This is a genomic window from Kitasatospora purpeofusca, assembly GCF_000718025.1.
GTDB classification, from domain to species: domain Bacteria; phylum Actinomycetota; class Actinomycetes; order Streptomycetales; family Streptomycetaceae; genus Kitasatospora; species Kitasatospora purpeofusca.
On record NZ_JODS01000002.1, the window covers coordinates 122,484 to 141,497 of the forward strand.

At 73.5% G+C, this 19,014-nt stretch carries 18 protein-coding genes and 1 pseudogene; 9 read left to right on the forward strand and 10 right to left on the reverse strand.

Annotation, left to right across the window (positions count from 1 at the left end; genetic code table 11):
* Positions 1–94 precede the first annotated feature (94 nt).
* Complete coding sequence (locus IF01_RS0103660; protein ID WP_030391772.1) at positions 95–646, forward strand: DUF3995 domain-containing protein; 552 nt, start codon at positions 95–97, stop codon at positions 644–646.
* A gap of 589 nt (positions 647–1,235) precedes the next feature.
* A complete protein-coding gene (locus IF01_RS48065; RefSeq protein WP_157855153.1) occupies positions 1,236–1,373 on the forward strand; it encodes a hypothetical protein in 138 nt (45 codons plus the stop codon).
* 336 nt (positions 1,374–1,709) lie between these two features.
* Here IF01_RS48065 and IF01_RS0103675 read toward each other — a convergent pair whose 3' ends face one another.
* From IF01_RS0103675 to IF01_RS0103695, 5 genes are all read right to left on the reverse strand, one after another.
* The gene (locus tag IF01_RS0103675; protein WP_030391773.1) at positions 1,710–1,889 is read right to left on the reverse strand and encodes a hypothetical protein; all 180 of its coding nucleotides are present in this window, start codon (positions 1,887–1,889) and stop codon (positions 1,710–1,712) included.
* Positions 1,890–1,969: 80 nt separating this feature from the next.
* The gene (locus tag IF01_RS0103680) at positions 1,970–2,500 is read right to left on the reverse strand and encodes a hypothetical protein (RefSeq protein WP_030391774.1); all 531 of its coding nucleotides are present in this window, start codon (positions 2,498–2,500) and stop codon (positions 1,970–1,972) included.
* A gap of 173 nt (positions 2,501–2,673) precedes the next feature.
* Positions 2,674–3,048 (reverse strand): hypothetical protein, encoded by a 375-nt coding sequence (locus IF01_RS0103685; protein WP_030391775.1) that lies wholly within the window; start codon positions 3,046–3,048, stop codon positions 2,674–2,676.
* Positions 3,012–4,463, reverse strand: a complete 1,452-nt coding sequence (locus tag IF01_RS0103690) for a hypothetical protein (RefSeq protein WP_030391776.1) — start codon at positions 4,461–4,463, stop codon at positions 3,012–3,014. The genes IF01_RS0103685 and IF01_RS0103690 overlap by 37 nt, the downstream gene beginning before the upstream one ends.
* Before the next feature lie 236 nt (positions 4,464–4,699).
* Complete coding sequence (locus tag IF01_RS0103695; RefSeq protein ID WP_030391777.1) at positions 4,700–5,200, reverse strand: GNAT family N-acetyltransferase; 501 nt, start codon at positions 5,198–5,200, stop codon at positions 4,700–4,702.
* A 221-nt stretch (positions 5,201–5,421) separates the two neighbouring features.
* Here IF01_RS0103695 and IF01_RS51775 point away from each other — a divergent pair, with 221 nt between their 5' ends.
* Positions 5,422–5,775: a cold-shock protein gene (locus IF01_RS51775; RefSeq protein WP_078879627.1), complete on the forward strand. Its 354-nt coding sequence runs from the start codon at positions 5,422–5,424 to the stop codon at positions 5,773–5,775.
* 25 nt (positions 5,776–5,800) lie between these two features.
* Here the strand turns inward: IF01_RS51775 and IF01_RS0103705 are convergent, their stop codons facing one another.
* Complete coding sequence (locus tag IF01_RS0103705; RefSeq protein ID WP_030391779.1) at positions 5,801–6,838, reverse strand: aldo/keto reductase; 1,038 nt, start codon at positions 6,836–6,838, stop codon at positions 5,801–5,803.
* Positions 6,839–6,932: 94 nt separating this feature from the next.
* Between IF01_RS0103705 and IF01_RS0103710 the strand changes: the two genes are divergently transcribed.
* The gene (locus tag IF01_RS0103710; RefSeq protein WP_030391780.1) at positions 6,933–7,538 is read left to right on the forward strand and encodes a TetR/AcrR family transcriptional regulator; all 606 of its coding nucleotides are present in this window, start codon (positions 6,933–6,935) and stop codon (positions 7,536–7,538) included.
* 41 nt (positions 7,539–7,579) lie between these two features.
* Positions 7,580–7,948, forward strand: a complete 369-nt coding sequence (locus IF01_RS0103715) for a helix-turn-helix domain-containing protein (RefSeq protein WP_030391781.1) — start codon at positions 7,580–7,582, stop codon at positions 7,946–7,948.
* Here IF01_RS0103715 and IF01_RS49615 read toward each other — a convergent pair.
* Complete coding sequence (locus IF01_RS49615) at positions 7,945–11,148, reverse strand: putative bifunctional diguanylate cyclase/phosphodiesterase (protein WP_157855154.1); 3,204 nt, start codon at positions 11,146–11,148, stop codon at positions 7,945–7,947. The two genes, IF01_RS0103715 and IF01_RS49615, sit on opposite strands and share 4 nt — an antisense overlap.
* Positions 11,149–11,402: 254 nt before the next feature.
* On the opposite strand from IF01_RS49615, the pseudogene IF01_RS51515 reads away from it, so the two are divergent.
* The 4 genes and pseudogenes from IF01_RS51515 to IF01_RS0103735 all read left to right on the forward strand — a co-directional run.
* A pseudogene (locus tag IF01_RS51515) lies at positions 11,403–11,519 on the forward strand (MbtH family NRPS accessory protein); the annotation flags it as partial.
* A gap of 123 nt (positions 11,520–11,642) precedes the next feature.
* Complete coding sequence (locus IF01_RS50840; protein WP_279617248.1) at positions 11,643–14,966, forward strand: non-ribosomal peptide synthetase; 3,324 nt, start codon at positions 11,643–11,645, stop codon at positions 14,964–14,966.
* The gene (locus tag IF01_RS0103730; protein ID WP_063764123.1) at positions 14,963–15,838 is read left to right on the forward strand and encodes a leucyl/phenylalanyl-tRNA--protein transferase; all 876 of its coding nucleotides are present in this window, start codon (positions 14,963–14,965) and stop codon (positions 15,836–15,838) included. Before IF01_RS50840 ends, IF01_RS0103730 begins: the two co-directional genes overlap by 4 nt.
* Before the next feature lie 81 nt (positions 15,839–15,919).
* A complete protein-coding gene (locus tag IF01_RS0103735; protein WP_030391785.1) occupies positions 15,920–16,678 on the forward strand; it encodes a serine hydrolase in 759 nt (252 codons plus the stop codon).
* A gap of 95 nt (positions 16,679–16,773) precedes the next feature.
* Here the strand turns inward: IF01_RS0103735 and IF01_RS0103740 are convergent, their stop codons facing one another.
* From IF01_RS0103740 to IF01_RS0103750, 3 genes are read right to left on the reverse strand one after another with little or no spacing between them, the layout of a single operon-like run.
* Positions 16,774–17,907 (reverse strand): FAD-dependent monooxygenase, encoded by a 1,134-nt coding sequence (locus IF01_RS0103740; protein ID WP_030391786.1) that lies wholly within the window; start codon positions 17,905–17,907, stop codon positions 16,774–16,776.
* Positions 17,908–17,952: 45 nt separating this feature from the next.
* On the reverse strand, positions 17,953–18,576 hold the full coding sequence (locus tag IF01_RS0103745; RefSeq protein WP_078879629.1) for a GTP-binding protein: 624 nt from the start codon (positions 18,574–18,576) through the stop codon (positions 17,953–17,955).
* Positions 18,577–18,579: 3 nt separating this feature from the next.
* Entirely contained in the window at positions 18,580–19,011 is a 432-nt protein-coding gene (locus IF01_RS0103750) for a DUF742 domain-containing protein (protein ID WP_369826039.1), read from the reverse strand.
* Between the last annotated feature and the right edge of the window lie 3 nt (positions 19,012–19,014).

The following is a 19,014-nucleotide window of genomic DNA, read 5'->3' on the forward strand; positions in this document are numbered from 1 at the left end:
TCCTGCGCAGCGCGGAGCGGTTTGGCTCTCGCGGGGGAGGGGCCTCGTCCGCTCGGACGAGGTCCCTCCGCTGTCGTACTGCCACGGTGGAGTCATGTCGATCAAGAGCGGTACGGGCACGCGCTGGGGGTACGTCGTCGCGGTGTGGGGGGTGCTGTTCGCGGTGCCCAGCTTCCTGTGGGCGATGGGGAGCACCTTCGGCGCGCGGTCGACGGTGGCGCCCGAGCTGGTGCGGCTCGCCCAGGACCGGGTGCCGTGGTTCCTGGCCGTCCTGTGGGTGACGGGCTTCCTCAAGCTCCTCGGGGCGGCGATCGGTATCGGCCTGACCCGCCTCCGGGGCCGGGTGGCCGACCGCTCCCTGGTGTTCTGCGGCGGCGGCGCGGCCGTCCTCCTCATCTGGCACGGCGGTCTCTTCGTCGTCCACGGCATCCTCGTCGGGACCGGCGCCGCCACCGTGGACCCCTACCTGGCCGGCCTCACCCGCTGGTACCTCTACCTGTGGGGCCCGTGGTTCCTCGCCGGCGGCCTCGCCTTCGCCGCCGCGACCGTCCACCACCTCCGGTCCGGCGGCCGCCGCTTCGCCGCCACCGGCGCCCTCGGCGCCCTCCTCCTCTCCCTGGCCTCGACTGCCACCGGCATCGGCTGATGCGGCACCGGCGACGCCGATCCCGTGTGTGAGGATCGGGCCGGTGCACCCGTGGACGGTGCTCGCCTTCAAGATCACCCGCAGTGGCAGGAAGAGGTGCTGGAGATGTTCGCCGGGGGAACCGCACGGTTGCTGGTGACGAACGAGGGTGAGCGCCACTGGAGCTGACCGTGGAGCCCTGGGCGGACACCTACCGGATCCAGCGACAGCAGACCTGCGTCGTTGTCACCCACTCACCAGCGGCCGGCGGTTCCTGGTCCGGGACCTTGCGTGGGGACGAACCCTTCCAGGTCGTGCATCGACCTGATTCGGTCACGGTGTGGGCCTATGGCCATTGCTTCCACCTCGCTGACGAGGCGGGGCATCCGATTGACGCGGCCGACTGGCAGTGCCCGGCTCGGAGCGCTGCCTCCTGAAGGCACGCCTGGGCGGCCGTCCGCCCCGGTGGGCTCCCGACGTGACGCGGCCCGCTCGATTGCTTCGAGCGGGCCGCTCAACAGGGCCTGGAGGGCTCCGGCTCAGAAGGTGAGCAACTCGGTGCAGGAAGTCGGCCCGCCCGACTTCCTGCACACCTTCGTCCACCGTCTCGATGACGTATGCCGAGGGCGGCGTCTTCACCGGCGCCGAGATGGAGTCCGTCCCTGAGAGGTGGATTGCGCTCAGGGACGTGGACCTGAGCCATGCTGAGCCCTTCGACACCTGGTGGGAGCGGCACGGCTCGGAGTGAGAAATGCCAGACGGGACGGTCGCCACCGGCCACCGCGTGCTGGACCTCGCCGCGGTCCGATCCGTTTACTGCCGCCGCCCGACCCCGTCCGACTTCCCTCCCGAACTCCCCTCGGAGGCACGGGTGGTGGCGGCCGCCGAAGCCCGGCGCGGCTTCGGCGGCCTGCTGGCGGCGCTCCCGGCCCGGTGGCTCCCCCCACCGGGCCGGGCCACCGAGACCGGGTCCGAGCCGCTGCAACTGCGAGTGGCGGCCGAGTGCGGGCTGCGAGCCTCTCGCACGCCGATCACCAACTGCCTGACTCCCGCAACTGAGTTCGCCGAGCGGATCGGCGGGGGATCAGGGGGTGACGGGGAAGGACGGGACGAGGACGCCGTCGGCCGGGAAGTAGTTCACGTCGCCGGGGAAGAAGATCTGCGCACCGTGCGCGAGGCTGGTCTGCGCGCTGAGGCAGATCTTCAGCTGGGTGAGGGCGAACGGCATGCCGCCGACCCAGTAGTTGATGTTGTACGAGGCCATGCACTGGCCGCGCCCCCGGCCGGTGCGGCGGTATCCCAGGTTTCTGGGTAGCGCTCCGGCCGGGGCGGGGGCAGGTGCTCTCAGGCCGCCTTGACGAGCTTGAAGCCGGTGTAGGCGTGGCCGCTGTAGATCTCGGTGGCCGGCCCCAGCCAGGACTTCCCGGAGGTCTTGTGGGCGACGGTGCGACGGGACTGGTCCTCCAGCTTGAAGCCGTCCTCGCCGGGGACGATCTTCCACGCCGTCGCGCAGCCGTCGGCCTTGCCCAGCTTGATGCCCTTGTCCACCGAGCACCAGGTGTCGTAGCCGGGCCAGTTGGAGCTGGTGGACCGGATCGTGTAGCCCGAGTCCTTCGACTCCAGGACGACGGCGGTGCCGTTGCTGTCCGCGTCGTTCGTCAGCAGGGCCCAGTCGTTGCTGTTGTTCACCTCGAACGTCACGCCGCGGTTCCCGTGGTTCGAGGCGATCAGGTAGTAGGACACACCCGTCTCGATGGCCTCCTCCGGCGAAGTGGCGTGGCCGGTGGGGGAGGTGAGGCCGAGCAGCGCGGCGGCGGCGAGCGCGGCGATCCAGGCGTGGCGGGAGGAACGGGAGGCGGGGGAGGGGCTCTGCATGACTCGTCTCCGGAAGGATCGTGTACATCGGAATTCGATGCCGAGGAGAAGAGTCGCAGGCCGTCGGGCCCGCGGGGTGCGGCCCGGAGCGCGTTTCACTCGATGAGGGGAACGATGTTTCGCCGTTGTTCCACCGCCCCGGTCCGGGGACGGTGGAACAACGGCGAAGGGCGTCAGAGGAACCGCACCTGCGGCGGGTTGCCCTTGGAGATGGACACCGTCCCCTGCTGGAACTGGACGTCGCAGCCGTGGGTCAGGATCCCGCCCTCCTTGGTGGCCGAGAAGCTGCCGGTCTGGAAGGAGACCGTCAGGCCCCGCTCCATGCCCACCCACTGCTTGAACTCGTTGATCGCGGAGTAGATGATCCGGTCCGGCAGGGTGACGAACATCCGCGTACCGTCGTGGCTCAGCTTCATCCCGCCGCCGACGGAGAGCATGCCCCGCACCCGCGCCTCGCCGGAGACCAGGGCCAGGCCGGTGTTCAGCTCGTTGAGCTCGGCCTTGCCCGCGGTCACGGTGCCGAGGTCGTGGCCGCCGTCGCGCAGCACCCGCAGGCCCTCGGCGGGGAATTCGATCCAGCCGTCCGAAGTGCTGCGGCCCTGGACCCACTTGGTGTTGATGCCGTCGACGTCGGCCTTGTCGGCGTGGACGGTGTGCCGAGGTCGTGGCCGCCGTCGCGCAGCACGCGGACGCCCTCGGCGGGGAATTCGATCCAGCCGTCCGAAGTGCTGCGGCCCTGGACCCACTTGGTGTTGATGCCGTCGACGTCGGCCTTGTCGGCGTGGACGGTGGCGCCGAGGTCCTGGTTGCCGTCCTTGTGGAGGGTGGCGCCGGGCTGGGTGAACTCGATCCAGCCGCTGCCGGCGTCCCGGCTGCCGGCCCACTTGGTGTTGACGCCCTCCGCGTCGACGCGGCCGGCGGTGAGTACACCGGGGGTGCTGTCGTGGCCGTGGTAGATGTTGACGCCCTGGTCGGGGAAGCTGATCCAGCCGGCGCTGTCGGTGCGGCCCTGCACCACCCGGGTGGTCACGTTGTCCACGTCGGCCTTGTCGGCCGTGATCCGGCCCAGGCCCCCGGCGGGGTTGCGGACCTCCGCGCCGTCCGCGGCGAGCACCAGCCGGCCCTTGTTCGCGACGCCCTCCACCCACGGGGTGCGGGTCCCGCTCGCGAACTCGGGGATCACCGCGTGCACGGTGGTGGTGAGGAAGTAGCCGCGCTGCTGCCCGCCGCCGGCCGCCTTCGCGACCAGGGTGTAGGTGGTGCCGCGCTTGGGGGCGGCGGTGGTCCAGGAGTACTCCTGGTGGGCCGGGGCGGCGCCCGCCACCGCGGGCTCGCTGCGGACCTCGGCGCCGGTCTGGTCGAGGATCGCGTAGTCCAGGCTGTTGGGGCCGTCCCAGCGGAGCACCAGCTGCTCGCCCGCGTCGACGTCCAGCAGCGACTTGTCCGGGCGGAAGTTGCGCGGGACGCGCGGGGTCTGCTTCGCCAGCCCGAGGTAGGTGGTGTAGTGGTCCTGCCGCATGGCGATGTTGTCGTCCCCGCCGCCGGCCCGCTCGCGGATCTCCAGCAGGCTCAGGCCGGCGCCCTCGGCGACCGGGATGTTCTCCAGCTTCAGCACCAGCGCGCCGTGGGCGTCAAGCAGCGCGAACTGCCGGGTGGACGGCTGCGCCTGGGAGAGCCGGGCCCGGAAGCAGTCGTTGGCGGCGTCCCAGGCGAACTCCAGCGGGTCGTCCCAGGGGTTGTTGTACGTCCGCTCGATGGTGGCGGTGACCGTTGCGGGGGTGTCGGTCAGGTTCGAGGACTGGGTGAGCAGCGGCAGGGCCACGTCGATGAAGTCCCACTCGACCTGGGCCTGGTGGGTGTTGGAGACGATCAGGTAGACCGTCCCCACGGAGGGCTCGTTCGGGAGCGAGGCTTGGAGCGATGTCGGATCCGCGACGATCTCGTAGTGCAGCAAGGACGGCACAGTACGGACTCCCTGGCTCGGCGTTTCACACGGTGGGTATGCCCGCGCCTGCGTGCGCGGGCCGGCGGCGGAACGGTTGCCTACGGACCTGTCGACCGTAGGCACCGTCCCGCCGTCCGGGTGCCGCGATTGCCGGGAGCTGGCCCGAACCGGACCTCCTCTGGCCGGAACGGACGTGTGAACTCCGGTGAAACACAAGGGAGTTGATGGAGGTGTGGGACCGGTGTCGCAGGTGCTCAGGGGGACGGCGGCTCGGACAGCGGCTTCGCCAGCACCAGCTCGCGGGAGACGCCGTCCGGGAGCAGGTCGCCCGGCTCGCCGGTGTCGGTGAAGCCGAGGCGCTCGTACAGGGCGATGGCGTGGGCGTTGTGCGGCATCACGGCGAGCCGCAGGGCGGCGAAGCCCTGCCGGGCCGCCCACCCCTCGATCTCGGCGATCAGCCGGGCGCCGACGCCCCGGCCGCGCGCCTTCGGGCCGACCCACATCGAGATCAGCTCCGCATGCCCGCCCTCCGGTACCCCGGTGGCCATCGCGGCGGGCTCGCCGTCCAGGAGGGCGACGAGGTCCAGGGCGCCGGGGATCTCCAGCCGGGCGCGCCAGCGCTCCTCCCGGTCGCCCTCGCCCTGCCAGGCGGCCAGGGTGGAGCCGAAGGCGTACGGCGCCTCGGCCAGTGCGGCGAGGCGCAGCTCGCGGAAGAGCGGCCAGTCCTCGGGGGTCAGCTCCTGCAGTTCGATCATGCCCGTGACCTTGCCTTCTTCCGGCCCGCGATGACAAACGGATTACCGGGCGGCGGTGGGGCCGCCGGGCGCCGGGTGCCTGTGCCGGTGCCGCCCGGTGTCGGCCGGACTGCCGGTCGCCGGTGCCGCCGGGTGCAGGAGTTCCGGTTGCGGGGGAGGGTCGGCGGCCCGACGGTCGGTGGGGAGGCGGCGTCCGCCGGCTCCCTTCCTGGAGGTGCCCGATGTCCTTCCCGTCCCCCGAGCGCCGGCGCCTGGCGGCCGTGCTGTGTGTTCCGCTGCTGGCCCTCGCGGCCCTGACGGCGGCGGCGTCCGCCCCGGCGCGGGCGGACACCGCCGTCGGGGCCGCGGCGGAGCACCGGGCCGTGGTCAACCTGGGCACCGTCAAGTGGTTCAGCGATGCCAAGGGGTTCGGCTTCATCACGCCGGCCGACGGGGGGCAGGATGTCTTCGTCCACTACTCGGACATCATCGGGGTCGGGTACCGGACCCTGACCGAGGGGCAGCTCGTTGAGTACCAGCTCGTGCAGGGGCCGAAGGGGCCGCAGGCCGTCAACGTCCTCCCGCTGCCGCTCTGACCGCCGCGGCCCCGCTCCCGCCGCCTCACCCCGCGAGCGGCGGGTTCAGCCGGGCGAAGGCCTCCTGGCGGCGGTACGGGAAGTAGGGGTACGGCGCGGTGCGCAGGCTCGCCGCGTCCAGCCGGGCGACCTGCTCCGCGGTCAGCTCCCAGCCGACCGCGCCGAGGTTCTGGCGCAGCTGTTCCTCGTTGCGGGCGCCGATGATCACGGACGAGACGGTGGGGCGGCGCAGCAGCCAGTTGATCGCCACCTGGGGGACGGTGCGCCCGGTCTCGGCAGCGATCGCGTCCAGCGCGTCGACCACGTCGTACAGCAGCTCGTCCGCCACCGGCGGGCCGTAGTCGGCGGTGTCGTGGAGGCGGCTGCCGGCCGGGACCGGGGTGCCGCGGCGGATCCTGCCGGTGAGGCGGCCCCAGCCGAGCGGGCTCCACACCAGCGCGCCGACGCCCTGGTCCTGGCCGAGCGGCATCAGCTCCCACTCGTAGTCGCGGCCGACGAGGGAGTAGTAGACCTGGTGGGCGACGTAGCGGGGGCGGGCGTCGCGGTCGGCGGCGGCGAGCGACTTCATGAGCTGCCAGCCGGAGAAGTTGGACACGCCGGTGTAGCGGACCTTGCCGGCCCGGACCAGCTCGTCCAGGGCGCCGAGCACCTCCTCGACGGGGGTGGCGGCATCGAAGGCGTGCAGTTGGAAGAGGTCGAGGTGGTCGGTGCCGAGGCGGCGCAGGGCGGCTTCGACGGCGGTGGTGAGGCGGGCGCGGGAGGTGCCGGCGTCGTTGGGGCCGTCGCCGGTGGGCAGGCCGGCCTTGGTGGAGATCAGCACCTGGTCGCGGCGGCCCTTGATCGCCCGGCCGAGGACCTCCTCGGAGGCGCCGTCGGAGTAGACATCGGCGGTGTCGAACAGGGTGACGCCGGCGTCGATGGCGATGTCCAGCAGGCGGCGGGCCTCGGTCTCGTCGGTGGTGCCCCAGGCGCCGAACAGCGGGCCGCGGCCGCCGAAGGTGCCGGTGCCGAGGGAGAGCGCGGGGACGGTGAGGCCGGACGCGCCGAGGCGGCGGTACTCCATGAGAGGTCTTCCCTTCGCTAACGGGACTTCTGTGCCGTTAAGATGGCTCGACCCTAGCACCGTCGCGCTCGCTAATGGAACAGGAATCCCGTTAATGACAGCATCGGGCAGCATGCAGCGCCCCGGCGGCCGGACCGCCCGCGTCCGGACCGCCGTCCTCACGGCCGCCGAGGACGCCCTGGTCGAGGTCGGCTTCGCCGGGCTCGACCTCGGCGACGTCGCCCGCCGCGCCGAGGTCGGCCGCACCACCGTCTACCGGCGCTGGGGCTCGGTCGGCGCCCTGCTCGCCGACCTGCTGACCGACATGGCCGAGCAGTCCCTCCCGCGCGCCCGCACCGGCTCCCTCGCCGAGGACCTCCGCGCCAACGCCCGCCTGGTCGCCCGCACCCTCGCCGACCCCCGGCAGGGCGCCCTGTTCCGCGCCGTCCTCGTCGCCGCCACCTGCGACCGGGACGCCGCCGAGGCCCTGCACCGCTTCTACCGCGCCCGGGTGGACGAGTGGGCCCCGTGCGTCACCGAGGCCGTCGACCGCGGCGAACTCCCGCCCGACACCGACCCCGCCGAGGTCGTCCGCGCCGTCTCCGCCCCCCTCTACTACCGCATGCTCACCACCCCCGACCCCCTCGACGAGGCCACCGCCGACCGCGCCGCCGCCGCCGCCCTCGCAGCGGCCCACGCCGGCGCCTTCCGGCGTTCCTGACGCCGCCTGCGGTATACAGATTTTTGTATGGAGGAGGAGCCGTGAACCACAGCGAGTGGAGGACCCGGCGGGCCAGGAAGCTCCTGGGTGAGACGGTCGAGGAGTCGGCGGCCTACGTGGAGGCCGGGTACGCGTTCGCGCTCGGTCAGGCGGTCTACGACCGGCGGGCCGAACTCGGGCTGTCGCAGACGGAGCTGGCCCGTCGCGCGGGCATGACGCAGCCGCAGATCTCGACGATCGAGGGCGGGGACTCGCTGCCCACGCTCCCGCTGCTCCGACGGCTGGCGCGGGCATTGGACGCGGGGCTCACCATCGACCTCGACGGGGACGCCTCCTCCTTCGTGTTCTCCCCGCACGGAGACCGGCCGGGGGACGGCGGAGCCGCCGGGACGGGACGGTCCGCTGCCTAGTCGGTAGGAGCACCGGGCCCGGCCGGTTCGTTGAGCGGGGCGGTGTGCTGTTCGATGAAGGCGCGGGCCTGGTCGGGGGTGAGGGGGCGGGCGAAGAGGTAGCCCTGGCCGAGGGGGCAGCCCATGGCGGCGAGCAGGTCGCGCTGGTCGGGGTGCTCGATGCCCTCGGCGATGACCTGCACGCCCAGGGTGTCGGCGATCCTGGCGATGCCCTCCACCAGGGCGTACTGCTGCTGGGAGAGGCTGAGGCCGTCGATGAAGGACTTGTCGATCTTCAGGATCGAGATCGGGAACTCCCGCAGGTAGGAGAGCGAGGAGTAGCCGGTGCCGAAGTCGTCGATGGCGATGCCGACGCCGAGGTCGCCCAGGGTGCGCATATCGGTGTGGACGCGGTCGTCCCGGCGCATCAGGACGGACTCGGTGAGCTCCAGGACCAGCGACTGCGGCGGGATCCCGGAGGAGCGGATCGCGCCGCGCACCACGTCCACGAAGCCCGGGTCGCGGAACTGGCGGGCCGAGACGTTGACGTTGACCCGCAGCGGCGGCAGGCCGACGGCGGCGCGGGCGGCGGAGCTGGCGGCGTGCCAGGCGGCCGTCTCCTGGGCGGCGCGCTCCAGCACCCAGGCGCCGAGCGGCACGATCTGGCCGCTCTCCTCGGCGAGGGCGATGAACTCGTCCGGCAGCACCATGCCGCGCCGGTCGTGCGGCCAGCGCACCAGTGCCTCGAAGGCCACCAGTGCCCCCGTGGCCAGGTCGACGATCGGCTGGTAGTACAGCCGGAACGCGGATTCGGCGATCGCCGTGTCCAGGTTCTCGTTCAGCTCGTGCCGCGCCACCAGGCCCGCCTGCAACGAGGGCTGGTAGTGGCACCACTGCCGCTTGCCCGCCGACTTCGCCGAGTACAGGGCCAGGTCCGCGTGGCTCAGCAGCTCGGTGGCGTCCACGCTGTCCTCCGTCGTCGCCACCCCGATGCTGGCCGACACCCGCACCGCGCCCGCGCTCAGCCGGAACGGCTCGGCGAACGCCGCCAGCACGCCGTCCGCGAGCGCCCCGACGTCGGCCGGCGCCAGCGCGTCCTCCACCAGCACCGCGAACTCGTCGCCGCCCAGGCGCGCCGCCGTGTCCGAGGTGCGCAGCGCCGTCGACACCCGCAGCGAGACGGCGATCAGCAGCTCGTCGCCGACCGCGTGCCCCTGGGTGTCGTTGACCATCTTGAAGTCGTCCAGGTCGATGAAGAGCACCCCGGTGACGGCGCCGCTGCGCTCGCCCCGGGAGAGCGCGTGGCCGACCCGGTCCAGGAACAGCACCCGGTTGGCCAGTCCGGTCAGCGAGTCGTGGAAGGCCCGGTGGGTGAGCTCGCGCTCCATCTGCCGCTGCTCGGTGACGTCGCGCAGGGTGAGCACCAGCCCGCCCACCGTCGGATCGGCCCGCAGGTCGTTGGCGTGCACCTCGACCTCGATCGGGGTGCCGTCGGCGCGCAGCAGCCGCCAGTGGTCGCGCTGGGCGTCCAGCCCGGAACGGCCGGGGCGCGAGGCGGGGAGGCCGGCGTCCCGGCTGCGCATCCGGGCCAGCGCCTTGCCGACCGACCGGCTGTCCTCGGTCGGGACGAGGTCGGTGATCAGGGTGCCGGAGAGGCTGTGGTAGCCGAGGACGCGTTCGGCGGAGGAGCCCGAGGCGTAGCGGACGGAGTCGTCGCCGTTGAGGATCAGGATGACGTCGCTGGCGCTCTGCACCAGGGTGCGGAAGTAGGCCTCGCTGTCGCGTCGGGTGATCTCCTGGCTCAGCATGACGCGCTCGACCGCGAACGCGGCCTGGCCGGCCAGGATCTCCAGCGAGCCCCAGAGGCTGGTCAGCTCCTGCTCGGTGCCGGTGACGATGAGGGCGCCGATCAGCGGGTCCCCGGACGGGCGCTCGGCCAGGGTGAGCGGGCAGAGCAGGGCGCTCGGCATGCCGTTCAGCCGGGTGGCGAGGTCGTTGCCGATGTCCTCGACGGACAGCAGCCTGGTCTCCCGGTAGGCGGCGAGGGCGAGCACCTCGTCGGATTCGTGCTCGGCGCCGAGCAGGTGGCGGCCGGCGCCGCGTTCGGCGTGCCGTACGTGCAGGACGCCGCCCTCGGTGACGGCGAGCAGCGCGACATGGCCGGGCTCGGTCGGCATCAGGGTGGAGGCGGCGGCCTGGACGGCGTCGGCGACCTCCTCGACGGTGACGGCCGAGGTGAGGGCGGAGCCGGCGAGTCGCAGCGCGCGTTCCCGGGCGACGGCCTGGCGGCGGGCGCGCACCACGACCGCCAGCCGGGCGAGCACCAGCAGGTAGATGAGGGCGGAGAAGGCGCCGATCACCCCGGCGTTGCTGGTGTTGCCCGCGGCGGCCTCGATCATCAGGATGGTCGGCGCGATCAGTGAGGCGGCGGTGAGCAGGGCCAGCCGGCCGGGGCCGAGGTCCGGCTGCTGGCTGGGGATGGGTCTGGTCAGCTCGACCATGGACGGGTGCAGGGCGGCCGCGCCCCAGGCGGTGTAGAAGGCGGCCCAGCCGAAGTCCACGGGGGTGCCGATGTGCCAGTTGCCGTGCAGCACGATCAGCCCGTAGGCGATGTCGGCGACCAGGAGGCCGACGGTGCCGACGGCGAGCAGTTGGAGGGAGCGGCTGACACCGCCGCGCGGCACGACCAGACGGAGCAACAGGGCCAGCACCACGACGTCGCCCAGCGGGTAGGCGATCGAGACGGCCTTCTGGAACCAGTCGAGCTCGGGGTTCCGCGCGTAGGGGAGGATCAGGTAGATCCAGACCAGCAGCGCCAGGCCCATGGTGAGGATCAGCGCGTCCAGCAGACTGGCCCGGTCCTGATGCGCGGTCCGCCAGCGGATGAAGCCCAACACGCCTGCCGCGTACAGCAGGTACTCGGCGAGGTAGAAGCCGTCGGCGATGGACGGGAACGGGCTGCCCAGGTGCAGGAACTGCATCTGGATGACCTGGACCACCTCGCCCGCCGTGAAGCTGAGGTTGGCGAGCGCGAGCAGGTACCAGTAACTGGCGTGCGTGGGGCGGTTGAGGCGGACGCCGACCACGATGGCGGTGACGCCGCCCAGGCCGATGCCCGTCCACCAGATGATCCGCTGGGAGGGATTGGCGTAGTAGATGCCGGTGAACAGCACCATCCACGCCAGGTAACAGGCCATCAGGCGTTGGCGCCGACGTGTCAACGAGCTACCTCCTCCGCGACATCACCCCGTCCTCCCGCGGTGACGGGTGGTGGGATTTCCGGGCAGGGGCTCGCGAGCGTCCGGGCCGGACCGGGGTGGTCCGGCCGAACGTTCGAAATGGGCCTTGAGTGCGTATAGTCGGAAATGTCGCACCTCCCAGCATTCTGCCGCTACAGCACGAGGTCAAGCCGGTGGATGAAGCAGCGGACAGCGCACGGGGAGTACGTGCCGGAGTGGGCTCCGGACGTCACGCCGTGCTGGTCAACGAGGACGGTCAGTATACGATCTGGCCCGGGGACTTCACGGTTCCGAGCGGTTGGCGGACGGTCTTCGGGCCCGCCGGGCGTGCGGAGTGCCGTGCGTACGTCGAGCGCGAGTGGCGTCCCCCGGGGCTCGGCCTGGCTCCCGGCGACCCCGGCGACCCCGGGAGCCCCGTCGGGAGCGCCGTCGGGCGTGTTGCCGCCGGCAGTGGCGCCGCGGGCCTCGCGGACACCGTGCACGGACTGGTCCGGGCCCGGGCGGCGCAGGCCCCGGACGCCGTCGCGGTGGTCACCGACGAGGAGACGCTCACCTACCGTGACCTGGACACCCGCAGCGACCGGCTGGCGGGCGTGCTGCGCGGCCTGGGCGTCGGCCCGGAGCGGGTCGTCCCGGTCTGCCTGGAACGCGGCGCGGACCTGGTGACCGCCCTGCTCGGTGTGCTCAAGGCGGGCGGCGCCTTCCTGCCGCTGGACCCGGCCCACCCGCGCCGGCGGCTGGCCCGGCTGGTCGAGGACTGCGGCGCGGAGGTGGTCGTCTCGGCGGACGGGCGGCCCTTCCCGGGGGCGCGGACGGTGACGCCGGACGGCGGTGGGGGCGAAGGCATCGAGCTGGACGGCGAAGGCATCGAGCCGGGCGGGGACCCGGCCGGGCCGGACGACCTCGCCTATCTGATCTACACCTCGGGGACCACCGGCACGCCCAAGGGCGTGCCGGTCACCCATCGCGCGCTGGTCTTCACCCTCGGCCGGGTGGTCCACGCCTACGGGCTCACTCCGCGCGACCGTGTCCTCCAATTGGCCGCACTCGGCTTCGACACCTCGCTGGAGCAGGTCTTCGCGACCCTGACCGCGGGGGCCACCCTGGTGCTCGGCGGCGCCCGCACCTGGGCGCCCACCGAGCTGGCCCACCGGATGCGCGAGCTGCGGCTGACCGTCGCGGACCTCACGCCCGCGTACTGGCACCACCTGCTCGGCCTGTTCCCGCCCGGCGGGCCCGCGCCGGAGGGCCTGCGGCTGATCATCGTGGGCGGCGACACCGTGCACGCCGACGACTGCCGGGCCTGCCTGGAGCGGCTGCCGGGGGTCCGGCTGGTCAACGCCTACGGGGTGACCGAGGCGGCCGTCACGTCCACCCTCTGCGAACTCACGCCGGAGGTGCTGGGGGCCGGGGCGCAGCACGCCGGCCCCGGCCACCCGTCCGCCGCGCCGGTCCCGATCGGGCGGCCGCTGCCCGGGGTGCGGCTGCACCTGCTGGACGCCCGGCTCAGCCCCGTGCCGCCCGGCGAGAAGGGCGAGATCCACCTCGGCGGCCCCGGCCTGGCCCGCGGCTACTGGCGGGCACCCGGGCTGACCGCCGAAACGTTCCTGCCGGACCCGTACGCGCCCGAGCCCGGAGAGCGCATGTACCGCACCGGCGACGCCGGCCGCTGGCGGGCCGACGGCAACCTGGAGATCCTCGGCCGCTTCGACGACCAGCTGAAGGTCCGCGGCCACCGGGTCGACCCCGCCGAGGTCGAATCCGTGCTCGCCGCCCACCCCGACGTCCGGCAGGCCCGGGTCGCCGCCGACGGCAGCGCCGACGGCAGCCGCGTCCTGATCGCCTATTACACGCTCACCGAACGCGCCGCGTCCGGACCGCACGCCCGGCGCGGACGGATCCGCGCCTACCTGGCCGAACGGCTGCCGGACTTCATGGTCCCGGCGGACTTCGTGCTCCTCGACAGCATGCCGCTCACCCCGGCCGGCAAGATCGACCGCCGCCGGCTGCCCGACGCCCGGCCGCAGCTGCAGCGGCGGGACGGCCAGGACGGCGCCGACCCGATCGCCGCCCGCCGGGCCGGAGCCGCACGCGGGCCCGGGGCTGGTGCCGGGGTCGGGGCGGGTGCCGGGGCCGGCCCCGCGTCCCCGAACGGCTCGGCCCCGGTCGGGGGCACCGTCTCGGCCTTCGAGGCGGGCGTCGCCCAGCTGTGGTCCGAACTGCTCGGCGTCGAGGAGGTCGGACCCGAGGACGACTTCTTCGACCTCGGCGGCAACTCCCTGCTCGCCATGGAGATGCTCGCCCGCGCCCGGATCATGTTCGGCATCGACGTCACCCGGATCCGCTTCCTCACCCGCTCGCTGCTGCGCGACGCCACCCTGCGGGCCTTCGCCGCCGACACCCTCGCCGCCCGCACCGGCGGCCAGGCCCGGCCCGACGGCTCCGCCCGGGCCCCGGGCCCCGACGGCAGCGCCCGCGACAGCAGCACCCGCGACGGCAGCGACGGCGAGCGCGACGGCGGCAACGACCACGTCGACGGCAGCCTGATCGACGCCAGTGGCGAGGCCGCCGTCGACTGGGCCGCCGAAGCCCGCCTGGACACCCCCGTCCGGCAGTCCTGGAGCCCCGCGCCGTCCCGCGCCGAACCCACTGAGATCCTCCTCACCGGCGCCACCGGCTTCTGCGGCGCCCACCTGCTCGACGCCCTGCTGCACACCACCGACGCCCGCATCCACTGCCTGGTCCGCGCCCCCGACGAGGAGCACGCCCTGGAACGCCTCCGCGCCGCCCAGCAGCGCTTCCTCCGCCAGGACCTCGCCGACCGCCGCGTCGTCCCGCTCGTCGGCGACCTCGCCGAACCCCTGCTCGGCCTCACCCAGCAGCGCTTCGAGCACCTCGCCAACACCCTGGACGCCATCCACCACCTCGGCGGCCTGGTCAACTTCATCTACCCCTACCACCAGCTGCGCGGCGCCAACGTCGACGGCACCCGCGAGATCGTCCGCCTGGCCGGGCACTCGCGCGGCATCCCCGTCCACTACCTGTCCACCCTCGCCGTGGTGGCGGGCTTCGGCGCGGCCGGCGTCGCCGAGGTCACCGAACGGACCCCGCTCGACCACGCCGACCGGCTCGCCGTCGGCTACGTCGAGAGCAAGTGGGTCGCCGAACAGCTCCTGCACCACGCCGCCGAGGCCGGGCTGCCGGTCACCGTGCTGCGCACCAACGACGTCACCGGCGACCTCCGCACCGGCGTGATGAACACCGGCACCGAGATGTGCGCACTGATCAAGTACATGGCAGAGAGCGGGAGTTGCCCGGACGTCCGGCTGCCGCTCGACTTCGTCCCGGCCGACCGGTTCAGCCGCGCGATCTGCCACATCGTCACCCACGCACCCGCCGTCGGCGAGGTCTACCACCTGACCTCGCCGACCCCGGCCGGCCTGCCCGAACTCGCCGAACGGCTGCGCGCCCGGGGCCACCCGGTCGACGAAGTCCCGTACGAGCAGTGGGTGCAGGGCCTGGTCCGGTTCGCCGCCGGGCACCCCACCCACCCGATGACACCGTTCGTGCCGCTCTTCGTCGACCGCGTGCCCGGCACCGAACTGTCCATCAGCGAGATGTACTTCCGGCCCACCTTCCCGCGCTTCGACCGGGCCAACACCGAACACGCCCTGGCCGGCAGCGGCGTGGTGCTGCCCGCCGTCGACGGCGGCCTGCTGGACTTCTACCTCGACCGGCTGACGGCGGAGGGCTTCCTCTCCCCGCCGCTCGGCACCTCGCCGCTCGGGGCGGTGCGATGACCGCCACCGCTCCCGAGGAGCTCTTCGCGGCGGTGGACGTCGCCCGGGCCCCCGCCGACGGACCGGCGGCGTTCGGCGGCGACCTCGCGCCCGGCACCCTGCTCGCCGCCTACCGGCACGGGCTGTTCCCGCTCCCGGCCGCCGACGCCTACGCGAGCGCCTTCAACGAGGCCCGCTACGAGGAGGCGGTGGAGACCGGCCGGATCGCCCTGCTGCCGGGGTCCGAGCACACCGACCCGTACGCGCTCGCCTGGTGGTCGCCCGACCCCCGCCCCCTCCTCGCCCCCGACGGTGTGCGGCTCGGCAGCAAGCTCTCCCGCCTGCTGCGCAACCGGCTGGACTGGTCGACCACCGCCGACGCCGCCTTCGAGCAGGTGCTCGCGGCCTGCGCCGAGGGCCGCGAACCCCCGTGGCTCACCCGGGACCTGCGGGAGGCGCTCACCGCCCTGCACCGGCTGGGCGCGGCCCACAGCGTCGAGGTGTGGGAGGCGGGGGAACTGGTCGGAGGGGTGTTCGGGATCGCGGCGGGGCCGGTGCTCAGCCTGGACTCGATGTTCCACCGCCGCCCGGACGCCGCCCGGGTCGCGGTCGCCGACCTCGCCGCCCGCTTCGCCGCCGCCGGGGGCCGGCTGCTGGACGCCCAGTGGGACTCCCCGCACGTGCGCTCCCTGGGCGCCGCCCCGCAGCCCCGGGCCCACTACCTCGCCGCGCTCGCCGCCGGGACCGGGCCGGGGGCCGCGACGGTGGCGCCGTTGGACACCGCCCGGCTCCCGGCCGTCCGGCTGGCACCCGCGAAGCCCCGCCCGCCGTGGCCGCCCGGCCACCGGCACGCGCGCGGACACCGTCCCGCCGCGAGCACCGATCGCGGTTGACGCCCCGGTGCACGCCGGCCCGGTCGGCCCGGCCGGGCGGGTTCGGTTTCGGGACGGGCGGTGGCGGGCACGGTGGCGGTCATGCTGTCGGTAGTGGTCGCCCCCTGGGGCGGGGAACCGGTGTTCGAGCGCGGCGGGGACGAGCCGCACGACGCCGCGAGCACGATGAAGATCGCCGTCCTGGCCGCCCTGCACCGCGCCGGGGCCGACCTCGACGAGGCCGTGCCGGTGGTGAACTCCTTCGCCTCGCGGGCGGGCGGGGAGTTCGCCAACGACCCCGAGTGGGACAGCGACCCCGTCCCGTGGGAACTCCTCGGCGGCACCGCGCCGCTGGGCCTGCTTGCCGAGCGGATGATCACCCACTCGTCCAACCTCGCCACCAACCTCTGCCTCGCCCGGGCCGGTCACGAGGCCGTCGCGGAGGTCTGGCGGAGAGCGGGCGCCACCCGGAGCGCCAGTCCGCGCGGGATCGAGGACTACCCGGCGCGGGACGCGGGCCTGCACAACCGGGTGACGGCCCGCGACCTGGTCCGGCTGCTCCAGTCCCTGTCCGGGGAGCCGGAGTTGCTCGCACTGCTGGAGCGCAACGCGTTCCGGGTCGACCTCGCGGCCGGGCTGCCGCCGGGGACGGCGGTCGCGTTCAAGAACGGCTGGATCCCCGGCGCCCGGCACTGCGTGGGGCTGGTGCGGCCCGAGGACTGCCCGCCCTACCTGCTGGCCGTCTGCTACACCGGCCCGCTGGCCTCCGGCGCGGACGGCGCGGAGGACGATCCGGCGGCCCGGCTGGTCGCCCGGGTCTCGGCGGCGGTCTGGGCCCGCCGGCACACGATCACCGGCTGACCGGCTGACCGGCTGACCGGTCGGCGGCCGGCACCCGGAAGGGGGCGACCGCCGACCGGCAACTGCCGGTCCGTCAGTACGGCCTCAGTGCGGCCTCAGTACGGCTTCACCAGGAAGTGCGCCGCGCCCGGGATGCCGACCTTCAGCAGCTCGTCCTCCTCCGGCGTGGTCGGCGTGCCGGTCTCCTGCTTGAGGATCGCCCGGGACAGCGCCTGCACCCACATGGCGCGCGGCCGGCGGCGCTCCTCCCAGGCGGCCAGCGCGGCGGGCACCGTCTCCGCCGCGTCCAGGCTCTGGGCGAGCACGAGCGCGTCCTCGACGGCCATCGCCGCGCCCTGGGCCAGGTGCGGGGTGGAGGCGTGCGCGGCGTCGCCGGCCAGGACCACCCGGCCGACGTGCCACGGCTCCTCGACGGTGACCTGCGAGATCCGCGAGTAGACCACCGCGGCCGGGTCGGTCACCTGCGCCAGCGCCTCGGCGATCGGCCCGCCGAAGCCGGCCAGCCGCTCGCGCAGCTGCTCGTGGGCGTGCTCCGGGTCCGGCCGGAAGTCCTCGGCCTCGGCGAACACCGAGCCCAGGTACATCAGGTCCTCGCTGATCGGGGTGAGCAGCGCCTTGGCCTTCAGGTTGCCGGTGGACATCACCACGCCCCGCACCTCGGGCGAACGCGGCAGGGTGACCCGCCAGTTGGCGAAGCCGGTGTACTCGGGCGCGTACTTCTCGCCGTAGAGCCGCTTGCGCAGCGGCGAGCCGATGCCGTCGAAGCCGACCACCAGGTCGTAGCGCTCGCTGCTGCCGTCGCTCAGGGTGACCGCCACCTCCTCGCCCTCGTCGGCGAGTTCGGTGATCGTGGTGCCGAACCGCAGGGTCGCCCCGGCGGCGGTGGCGGCCTCGCCCAGCACCTGGGCCAGCGCGGGGCGGGGGATGCCGTTGTTGGACGGCGCGCCGTCCATCCGCGGCTGCGGGATCTTGGCGAGGATGCCGCCGGTCGGGTCGCAGATGGTGAGCACCTCCCACTCGAACCCGGCCGCCAGGCACTGCTCCAGCACGCCGATCTCGCGCATCACGTGCAGCGCGTTGGACGGCTGGATGATGCCGACGCCCAGGGCCTCCAGGGCGTCGCGCAGCTCGACGACGTCGACCCGGTGGCCGCGGCGGGCGAGGGCGGTGGCCGCGGTCAGGCCGCCTATGCCGCCGCCGTGGACGAGGACGCGCAGGGGTGGGGTCATGACGGGGTTGCTCCAAAGTGTGGTGGGGAGAGGTGGGGAAACGTTTCAGCGGACCGGCGCGCCGGCCGACAGCTCCATGAGGTGGTCGACCAGCGCGAGCAGCAGGTCCCGCCCGAACGTCCGCACCCGCACGTCGCCGATCAGCATCGGGACCTGCGGGTCGAGGTCGAGGGCGGCCCGGATCTCGTCCGCCGTACGGGTGTTGTGGCCGTGGAAGCAGTTGATCGCGACCACGAACGGGATGCCCCGGCTCTCGAAGAAGTCGATCGAGGCGAAGCTGGTGTCCAGCCGGCGGGTGTCGGCGATCACGACGCCGCCGAGCGCGCCGTTCACCAGGTCGTTCCACATGAACCAGAAGCGCTCCTGTCCGGGCGTGCCGAACAGGTAGACCACCAGCTCCGGGTTGACGGTGATCCGCCCGAAGTCCAGGGCGACCGTGGTGGTCTCCTTGTTGTCCACTCCGGACAGGTCGTCGACGCCCTCGCTGGCGCGGGTCAGGTACTCCTCGGTGCGCAGCGGCGCGACCTCGCTCACCGCGCCGACCAGGGTGGTCTTGCCGACCCCGAAGCCGCCGGCGATGAGGATCTTGACGGCCGCGGGGACGACGGGGGCGGGGGCGCGGGAGGGGAGCGAGGAGGAAGAGGAGGGGCGAGGTGCGGATGGTGCCATGGTTCAGAGCCTCCGGAGTCCTTCACGTACGGCCGTCAGCAGCCCGAGGTCCAGACCGCCGTCCCCGGCGGCCCGGGCCACCGAGATCGGGGCCCGGGCCAACAGCATTCCCTGGGCGATCAGATCGCCCAGGAGGATCTTGGTGACCGAGACCGGCAGGTTGAGCCCGGCGGCCACCTCGGCCACCGCGGCCGGCCGGCGGCACTGTTCGAGGATCAGCCGGTGCTCCGGCTGGAGCCCGCGCGGGCCGGACGACCGGGTGGCGAGCGCCTGGTCCGCGAGCTCCTCCACCGTGGTCATCAGCGTGATCAGGGTGAGGTCGTCGCGTTCCGGCGCCGTCCGGCCGCGGGTGATGGTGTAGGGGCGCACCATCGTGCCCGCGCCGTAGTCGTCGTCCTCGTCCTCTTCGGGCAGCTCGCTCCAGTGCGGCCTCAACGG